This is a genomic window from uncultured Campylobacter sp., from assembly GCF_938030145.1.
In the GTDB taxonomy this organism is placed as follows: Bacteria; Campylobacterota; Campylobacteria; order Campylobacterales; family Campylobacteraceae; genus Campylobacter_B.
On record NZ_CALHGM010000047.1, the window covers coordinates 23,525 to 32,495 of the forward strand.

Annotated in this window: 9 protein-coding genes; 3 read left to right on the forward strand and 6 right to left on the reverse strand. The window is 48.4% G+C overall.

All coding sequences use genetic code 11. The features are described from left to right. The first annotated feature begins 17 nt into the window (after positions 1–17). Positions 18–653, forward strand: coding sequence for an endonuclease III (gene nth / locus Q0323_RS11005; RefSeq protein ID WP_297924407.1), 636 nt, complete (start codon positions 18–20; stop codon positions 651–653). A 192-nt stretch (positions 654–845) separates the two neighbouring features. Here the strand turns inward: nth and Q0323_RS11010 are convergent, their stop codons facing one another. From Q0323_RS11010 to Q0323_RS11035, 6 genes are all read right to left on the reverse strand, one after another. Then, positions 846–2,177, reverse strand: a complete 1,332-nt coding sequence (locus Q0323_RS11010; protein WP_298054476.1) for a hypothetical protein — start codon at positions 2,175–2,177, stop codon at positions 846–848. 293 nt (positions 2,178–2,470) lie between these two features. After that, complete coding sequence (locus Q0323_RS11015; RefSeq protein ID WP_298054477.1) at positions 2,471–3,748, reverse strand: M20/M25/M40 family metallo-hydrolase; 1,278 nt, start codon at positions 3,746–3,748, stop codon at positions 2,471–2,473. A 237-nt stretch (positions 3,749–3,985) separates the two neighbouring features. Then, complete coding sequence (locus tag Q0323_RS11020; RefSeq protein WP_298054478.1) at positions 3,986–4,246, reverse strand: heavy metal-associated domain-containing protein; 261 nt, start codon at positions 4,244–4,246, stop codon at positions 3,986–3,988. Next, a complete protein-coding gene (locus Q0323_RS11025) occupies positions 4,239–4,640 on the reverse strand; it encodes an aryl sulfotransferase (RefSeq protein WP_298054480.1) in 402 nt (133 codons plus the stop codon). Before Q0323_RS11025 ends, Q0323_RS11020 begins: the two co-directional genes overlap by 8 nt. A gap of 399 nt (positions 4,641–5,039) precedes the next feature. Further along, a complete protein-coding gene (locus Q0323_RS11030) occupies positions 5,040–6,110 on the reverse strand; it encodes a transglutaminase-like domain-containing protein (protein WP_298054482.1) in 1,071 nt (356 codons plus the stop codon). A 331-nt stretch (positions 6,111–6,441) separates the two neighbouring features. Beyond that, a complete protein-coding gene (locus Q0323_RS11035) occupies positions 6,442–7,497 on the reverse strand; it encodes a transglutaminase-like domain-containing protein (protein ID WP_298054484.1) in 1,056 nt (351 codons plus the stop codon). Between the two features lie 106 nt (positions 7,498–7,603). On the opposite strand from Q0323_RS11035, the gene cmoB reads away from it, so the two are divergent. Together cmoB and Q0323_RS11045 are read left to right on the forward strand one after the other, a co-directional pair. After that, positions 7,604–8,497, forward strand: coding sequence for a tRNA 5-methoxyuridine(34)/uridine 5-oxyacetic acid(34) synthase CmoB (gene cmoB / locus Q0323_RS11040; protein ID WP_298054486.1), 894 nt, complete (start codon positions 7,604–7,606; stop codon positions 8,495–8,497). A 123-nt stretch (positions 8,498–8,620) separates the two neighbouring features. After that, on the forward strand, positions 8,621–8,779 hold the full coding sequence (locus Q0323_RS11045; RefSeq protein ID WP_298054487.1) for a hypothetical protein: 159 nt from the start codon (positions 8,621–8,623) through the stop codon (positions 8,777–8,779). The last annotated feature ends 192 nt before the right edge of the window (positions 8,780–8,971 follow it).

Consider the following 8,971-nt stretch of genomic DNA (forward strand, 5'->3'; position numbering starts at 1 on the left):
GCCTTGAGGAAATGCAAATGAGAAGTAAAAAAGATATTTTAGAGATAAAAAAGAGAATTCTGCAAAACTTCGCGGAAGAGCGCAGCGAGTTGAAATTTAAAGACAACTATCAGCTTTTGGTCTGCGTGATGCTTAGCGCGCAGTGTACCGACAAGCGGGTAAATTTAATCACGCCGCGCTTTTTTGCGGAATTTCCTAGCGTTAAGGAGCTTGCAAAGGCCAATCTGGCGAGCGTTAAGCTGCTAATTAGCTCGTGCAATTTCTACAACAACAAAGCGGTAAATTTGATCAAAATGGCGCAGGCGGTGGTTAGCGACTTTGACGGCGTCGTGCCGCTTGATGAAGCGGGGCTAAAATCTCTTGCGGGTGTGGGGCAAAAGACCGCTCACGTCGTGCTTTTAGAGGGTGCGGGCGCAAACGTGATGGCGGTGGATACACACGTCTTTCGCGTCGCGCATCGCCTAGGGCTGAGCCGTGCAAAGACGCCCGAGCTTACGGAGCGCGATCTTAGCGAGGCTTTTAAAACGGATCTTGGTAAGCTGCACCAAGGCATGGTGCTTTTTGGCCGCTACACCTGTAAAGCGATAAAGCCAAACTGCAAGGAGTGCTTTTTAAACGAGCTGTGCAGTAGCAAGGATAAGAATTTTCCGTAAAATTTTAGCCTGCAAATGCGGGTTTAAATTTACGGACTTAAATTTGACGGAATTTTAAAATTTAACGCCTTGCTTAAAGCCGCTTTACGGCAGACGTTCGGCTTTATGGCGCGAAAAATTTAGATTGAAATTTTATAAACGCCTCTTTTGATTTTTATCTTTTAGAAAAATTTAAAATTTTGCTTTCGGAGCTTACTGTTTTGCCAGCCAAGCCCGGTATCCTTCGCTTTTAATCACGTCCGCGATGCTTTTTACTATCTCCTGCGGCAAAAATTCGGACTTTTTATCGATGACGGACACTAGCGCGTAAGTGCTATCGTAATCTTGCAGCTCCAAGCCCGCGCGCACCAGCGTTTCGTATAAAAACGGCTCGTCTTTTTCGATGCTTACCGCATCATCGTTTAAAAATTCATAGATGAACGCAAGCTGTTTTTTATCGCCGATTTTTAAAAAATAATCGGCTAAATTCGTCGCGCTCTTAATGATGATTTTGCGTAGCTCGTCTATCTGCTGCGCAGAGTAACGCTGGGTAATCAGCTGCCAATTTTCCGCCATCCTTGCCGCAATGATAGATAGCTCGAAGGCCCTGCCGCCATAAGCATATTTTTCGCTTTCATCGTCTATTTTTTCTATGGCCTCGAATTCGCTCACCATATACTCGTATAGCTCCTCATCGCTGCCGCTGAAATTTTCTAAATATATCGTCTCGGCGATAGTCTCGGAATTTTTGGGCAGATCGCTTGAATATCCAGGCTCCTGCTCTTCATCCTCTTCATCTAGGGCGGCTTTTCTAGCTTCAAAAGTTTTAAAATCCACCAGCGGATTAACGCCTTTTTTTACGAATTCAAAAAAGGCGGAAATATCGATCTGATGCTTATCTTCGCAAATTCCATCCTTAAACATCAGCTCGCTATTTTCGAAAAATTCCCAACCCTCAAGCGCGCCCAGGTAGCTTTGACCGATCTGTCCGTCTAGGACATAGACGTATTCGCTAATGCTATGATCAGGCATTGCGTGGTCGTTTGAGACGATATACGGCGCTTGCGTTTTTCCAAAAACCTGCAACATTCCGTCGTTGTATTCGCCGCTTATGCCCCAAAGCGCCGTTAGATTGCCGCCGATCGCGATAACGCCGTCCTGCGAATGCAGATAACTACACGCCGTATCTTTAGCGACTTGCAAAAACAGATAATCATCATCGATGATATCGCCGCCGGTGGATAAATTTCCGTTAACAAACATCGCTCGTGCGCTATTTTTACCGCCAGCTTCGCTAAATTTATCCTTAAGCCAAGCAGAATTTATCGTGCCTTGTGAAAGGCTAAGATCGCCGTCAAACACCAGCACGTCAAAACTACTATCCAAATGTAAATTTGAACCGAATTTTTGCTCAAATTCATCATAAGGCAGTATAAAGACGGGTGGAATTTTGGTTGCGAAAGGGCTACGATTTTCGTATTGCTTTACTTGTGATTTAACGATCTGCTCGCAATTTTGCAGAAAATTTTTGATCTGGCTTTCCATTTTTATCTCCTTTTAAATTGCTATTTCGGCAAGTAGTTCCGCCGAGCAAATTTTAGCGGACGCTCTGCTTCATTCTTTGCATTCGTAACTTTTCAAGAAGCAGTTGCGAGCAAGGTGAAGCAAAAATTCATTTAAAATCACTCTTGAGGCAAATCACCGCAAATTTAAAGGCGAAGTATTTTTGTTCTAGACGAGGCGGATTTAAATTTTACGACGGGAGCTACCTCGTCGGTAGTGACCGAGTAAAATTTAAATCCAACGAAGTATAGGACAAAAAGACAAGCCGTTCCAAGCTACTGAAGCCTAGCGATTATGTTTCTTACTACTTCCGCCATCATCTCCACCGACGCTATCTCGCAGTGCTCGTTCACGGAGTGAGGCGAGTGGATGTTGGGGCCTATGGAGCAGGCTTGCAGCTCGGGCTGTTTTGCGACCAGTACGCCGCACTCAAGGCCTGCGTGCACGGCGGCAAATTTGGCCTGCGGCTTTTGTTTTTGCAGTTCCTCAAGCACCAGATGCGCGAAGTCGCTGATGCGTGGCGCCCAGCTCGCCGAGCGGTCGGTTACTCTCACGTCAAAACCAAGTGCGCTAGCCAAAGTGTTAGTCTCAAAGCCCAGATTTTCGAGCCCCTCTCGCTTCATCGCGCGTCCAAAAAAGTCAAACTCGATCACTTCGCCCTTCTGCTTAACCGTCGAGAGATTTATACTTTCGTTTACCATGCCAAGCTGCGTGTCGTAGCTGCGCACACCCTGGGCGAAGGAGTTGATAAGCGCCAAAATTTTGCCGCTGTTTACCAGCACGTCCGCTTCGCCCTCGCCTAGGCTCTTTACCCACGCCAGGCCGCGCTGCTTTGGCTCATGCGTGCATAGTGCCTTGCACACGGCATTTGCGGGGATCGAGTTACTCCTCTCGCCAAAATCCAGGCTGATTAGCTCGCAGCCCTCCTCGGCGAGGAATTTCGCCAGCAGCTTCGTCGCGTTTGGGATATTTTTATGTATCTCGTTGCCCGAATGCCCGCCGCTAAGCCCGGTAACGCCGATCTCGTAAATTTTACCGCTCTTTTTGATGCTAGCGGCGTCTATTTTTGCGCTCACGTTTATGCCGCCCGCGCATCCCAGCGTCACGCGGTCGTCCTCTTCGCTGTCTAAATTTAGCAAATTCGGCGATAAAATTTTACCTTTAAAGGCGTTTGCGCCCACGAGCCCGACCTCTTCGTCGTTGGTAAATAGGCACTCCAAGTTCGCAAACTCCCGCATCGCGCCCATCATCATCGCCACGCCGATGCCGTCGTCAGCGCCTAGAGTCGAGTTTTTCGCCCTTAGGATGCCGCTTTCCTCGATGAGCTCTAAATTGGGCGCCGCGCCCACGCAAACCATGTCGTAGTGGCTTTGCAGACAGATTTTAGGCTTGCCCTTTACGGCGTGGATATTGCCCGCCTCGTCAACATTCACGCTAAAGCCCTGGCAGCGCGCAAAATCCGCCAAAAACTCCCTCATCTGCTCCGTTTCGCAGCTGCAATGCGGTATCTCGCACAGCTTTTTAAAATCATTCATAACCTCATTTTTTTGCATGTTTGCTCCTTTTGAATTTACTTTAGCGCGGCGTATCTGCGGCGACACATACCGCTAAATTTAAACGCGACAGCGCCGACATAGCGCTTCCGCAAAATACGCGCAGAATTTCAATCGCGCTAGCTTACGCTGCAGGCAAGCTGCGCAAAATGAAATTTTATGCAAAATCGCATGAATTTTACCGAAATTTAGCAAGAATTTTATTTAAAATTTAGTCCGAAATTTTGCCGGGGATTTTTATTTTATGATTACGCCTTCATAGCCCGTTTTAGCGATCGCCTCAAGCATCGCAGTCTCGTTTGCGTCATCCTTTGCTACGACGGTCGCGGTTTTGCTCTGCTGCGAAACCTTCGCGCTTATCACGCCTGGTGTTTGCAAAAGCGCCTTTCGCACGATCGTGGTGCAGAGCGGACAGTGGATTTTTTCCACGTAAATTTTAACCTCTTTGTCGGCAAAAAGCGCCGTAAATCCAAGCATCAAAAACAAAATTTTATACATAAAGCTCTCCTAAAATTTCGGGATATGTAAGCATAAAGGCAAGCAGGGCTCCTAAAAGCACGTAAATCAGGATCCACTTTTTACGCCCGCTTTGTAGCGAGCATGCGCGCGACTTTTTGAAAAAGAAAAACGCGGAAAGCGCGAAGCAAAAAAGCGCTAACGCAGAAAGCGGCGCGCGGTAGCCTTCCAGCGCCTCTGCGCCTGAAAAAATGGAAAAGCTCGCGCCGAAAATCAAAAATAAAAGCGCAGGCAGACAGCAAAAAGTCGCCGCGACTGCGCTAAAAATCGCGGCAAATATCAGCCACAGACTGCTCGTGCTGAAGCGATTTTTGCTAGGATTTTCTCGCTTTTGAGCCAAGGTTTCTTGCGCGGGATTTTCTAGTTCAGTTTTCAAATTTTGCCTTTAAGTATAATCTTAATAATCTTGTCGCACCTTAGCCGGCTTTTGGCGTGGAATTTTATCTGCAAATTTTACCGCTCAAATTTCGCACAGAGTGGCAAAGAGGCGAAATTTTAAATTCCGCAAGCCGTAAATTTCAGAATTTTGCGCGCCGAAAAATTTCAAAATTTTATTCATCTTGGAATTTTAAAATTTCGCCGCTCGCAAAATTCTAAAAATTTTAAAATTCCAGCCAAACAAGACGCGGAATTTTTTGCCGATGCAGACGCGGCGACACGCAAATTAGGCGCGCTTTTACACATCCGCCCAAAGTCGTTTAGCGGGAAGCCTCTTTTGTATACCTACTCAAAAAGCTCAAGTAGTTCGACGTGCCGCATAGTAAAACGCGAGCCGCTAAAGCTCTTTCGATCTGTAATCGTAGCTGAAATCTTTCGGCGAGTAGTAATTAAGCGTGTTGCCGTCCACTTCGCCGTAAGGATAGCCAAAATTATTGATCGGAAACTGCGCTGGGCGTGGGCTTAGCGTGAAGTCTCTGCCGTAGTTAAAGCCGATCCAGCACATCTCCCAGTTGCCGAATAAATACTCGCGAATTTTAGCAAGCTTGCTGTCATCATTGCTTAGCTTCTCGCCCAGCCGCACCTTCGTAACGTCTGCGGGATCGACCGGGATCCAGCCGTGGCCTTTTAGATAAAATTCCGCCCTGCAGTGCTGCGCGCCCGAGATATGGCTGACGCCATCTTTAGGCGCGGCGCCCATTTGAGCGCTAAATCTTGACGCGCCGACGCGAATGCCAAACATCTCTCTTGCGGCGATGCCCTGTGCGCGGCAAAGTGCGACGAAAACGCTATTTATGTCGGTGCATTTGCCGCTTAGCTTGCCGCTGCTTAAAATTTGCTTCACGTCCCCTAGTCCGCAACCTAGCACGCTGTTATCGCGCTGCATAGTGTTCGCCACCCACGTATAAATCGCGCGCGCCTTTTCCAAATCGCCCTTTATGCCGCCTGCGATCTCGTCTGATTTTTGCTTGACGACGCCGTCGATTTGAATCTGCGCACTAGGCTCTAAAAACTTCGCTACCTCGGAGCCAAGCTTTTCGTTCGGATTAAATTTTACCTTGCTAAAGTCGGTGTTTCGCTCAAAGGTCTCGACACTAAATTTAATGTTTAGCGTGGGCTTTGCCACCCCGACGTAGCCGGCATAGAGCGTCGGAATTTCGCCGTAGTCCACGGACGGATCGTTGAAATTACCGTCAAATTTTATGTCGCTTACCTTTTGATACTCCGTGATGAGAGGAAGCGGTATCCAAAGCCGCGTCTGCTTACCCTTCTCCAAAATTTCGTGATTTAGCGATAGCCCGAAAGCTCTCTTTTTGCCAATGACTTCTTCCCCGCCCAAAATGGTACTCGGAGTCGCCATAACAGCGCCTAAAATCGCAGTGTTTCTTAAAAAATCGCGTCTTTGCATGAAATGCCTTCAAAATAAAATGGCTAAGCCTTAGCCCTAATTACGCGTGGATTTTAGCCTTTTGCGGCTTTGAAATCGCTAAATTTAAAATTTCACCAGCTTTAAAATTTTAAAATTTCGCTTCAAGACATAGCGCGAAATTTCGCCAAAGCGGGCGTGATAGCCCGCAAACTAGGCGCGTAGGCAGTATACGGCGGCGTAGGCTAAACCACGCAAAAGCGCCGCTATCGCAAAAGCCAAGCGTGCGCTTCGATGAAACGGTTAAGCTTTGACGAAGCGCGGCAGCTTAGCTTAAGCAAATCGCGGCAGCAAAAAGCAAGTCGTCAGAGGATTAAATTTCTCGCGAAAAATACTCGTAGATAAAATTTTTAGGCGAGTACGGATCTTTCGGCGTGCCGCCCACTTCGCAATACGGATGCGAAAAAATTTCGATCGGAACGTACGCCGGGCGCGGATTTAGCACGATTTCGCGAGCGTAGTTAAAGCCTAACCAGCACGGCTCCCAATTGCCGAAAAGATATTCGCGCACCCGTGCCAGCTTAGAATCATCCTCGCTTAAGCCTTCGCCGAGTCGCACCTTCGTAACGTCCGCGGGATCGACCGGGATCCAGCCATAGCCTTTTAGATAAAATTCCGCTCTGCAGTGCTGCGCGCCCGAAATTTCAAGCGCACCGCCGCTTAAGGCGCCCATGACACCCATTTCAGGCGAAAATTTCTGCGCTGCGCCCGTGCGGATGCCGTAAATAGCGCGAGCAGGAATGCCAGCTGCCCTGCAGAGCGATACGAACACGCTATTAATATCGGCGCATTTGCCGCTTAGCTTGCCGCTGCTTAAAATTGTCGCTGCATCGCCGCTGCCGCATGCGATCACGCTATTATCGCGACTCATATTTTTTGCGACCCACTCGTAAATCGCGCGCGCCTTTTCCAGATCGCCTTTAAGCGAGCCGGTGATCTCGTCTGATTTTTGTTTTGCAGCGCCTTCTACCGGAATTAGCTTTGAAGGCTTTAAAAACTCCTCGATCTCGGGACTCAAGCGCTCATTTTCATTAAAGCTTACCTTGCTAAAATCGGTGTTTCGCTCCGAAATTTCAATATCGAAGCTAAGCTCAAAATAATCATCCTCTTCGCCTACGACACCTTGCTCGCCGTATTTGCCGACGCCCGCTCTTGCCTCTTTATCGGGTGCGAAGCGCGCGTAGTACGTGCTTATATGATCTCCGCAGATAGCCGACTCTTGCGCATTTGAGCGGGCATGATATTCGCTAAGCAACCTCTGATAGGGCTCTTGCAGCACTAACGGCAGCCAAAGCCGCACCTCTGCGCCACTACTTGAAATTTCGTGATTAAACCTGAGACTGAATTTTCTCGTTTTTGCTTCTTGCATTTTTGCTCCTTTGCTTGAATTGCAAGTTGATTTTATCTCTTTGCGCCTTAAAATGGATAAAATTTTATGTTAAAATGGCGCTAAATTTGAAATTTTAGGATTAAAAATGGATCTGCAAAAAATCAGAGACGAGAACTTTAAAAAACTGCAAAGCGGGCAAAACCGCGAAATTTTAAGCGCGATCGAGGCGCTGCAAATAGGCGAGTGCGGCTGCGACTGCGGCGACGTCGTGCGCGCAAGCTTTAGCGCTAGCGCGGAGCAGAGAGATGAAATTTTGCGTATCGCGCGAGCGCTAAAGCCGTGGCGCAAGGGGCCTTTTGCGCTGAATGATCTTTTCATCGACGCCGAGTGGCGAAGCTTCGTGAAATTTAACCTGCTGCGGCCGTTTTTAAATCTGAGCGGCAAAACCGTCGCCGACGTGGGCTGCAACAACGGCTACTATATGTTTCGCACAAGCGCACTAAAGCCTGCGCGGCTAGTGGGGTTTGATCCGAGCGCGCTATTTTATCTGCAGTTTCGCTTCATCGAGAAATTTCTCCGCAGCGGCGCGAAATTTGAGCTTTTGGGCGTGGAGCATCTGCCCTTTTACAAGCACAAATTCGATACGATCTTCTGTCTCGGCGTCATCTACCATCGCAGCGACCCCGTAAAGATGCTAAAAGATCTGCGCGCCTCGCTAAATGCGGGCGGCGAGGTGTTTTTAGACACGATGTATATCGAGGGGGCGGGCGATTTCGCGCTGTGCCCGAAAAACAGCTACTCAAAAATTTCAAATATCTACTTCGTCCCGACCGTCGGCGCGCTACAAAATTGGTGCGAGAGGGCGAAATTCAGAGATTTTGAAATTTTGGCTCAAAAGCCCACGGATGCTAGCGAGCAGCGCAAAACGGAGTGGATCGACGGGCAAAGCTTGGAGAATTTCCTAGACCCGCTCGATAGCTCGCGCACGATCGAGGGCTATCCCGCCCCGAGGCGTATCTACGTGCGGCTTAGGGCGTGATCTGCGCCTTTAAAACGCGTAAAATTTTACTGAATTTAATCGGCTCGCGGGGGAAAATTTTACGTTCGGCAGAGCGTGAAATTTGACTAAATTTAGCGAGCTTGAATTGGATTGGATCGCATTGTGGCGGTTAGAATCGATACGACGGCGCAAATTTTAAATTTCGCCTCGTGGGTCACGCTTTGCGTCTTGCGTGCGACGGCGCGAAATTTTATTAAATTTAATCAAGCGGCGGTAAATTTTAAAATTTTATCTACGCAGCGCACGCTGGTGCAGGCATAGTGCGAACGCGGCGCATAATTTAACGCCCGCGACCGTAAATTAAGCGGCAAATTTCGTCGCCTGCAATGCGAGTCAAGCGGCATCAATTCCGGTGCCCGCGAACAAAGCGGTATAAATTTTTCGGCGCCGAGCAGCTTCACACCGCTTCACACCGCTTCACACCGCTTCACACCGCTTCACACCGCTTCACAC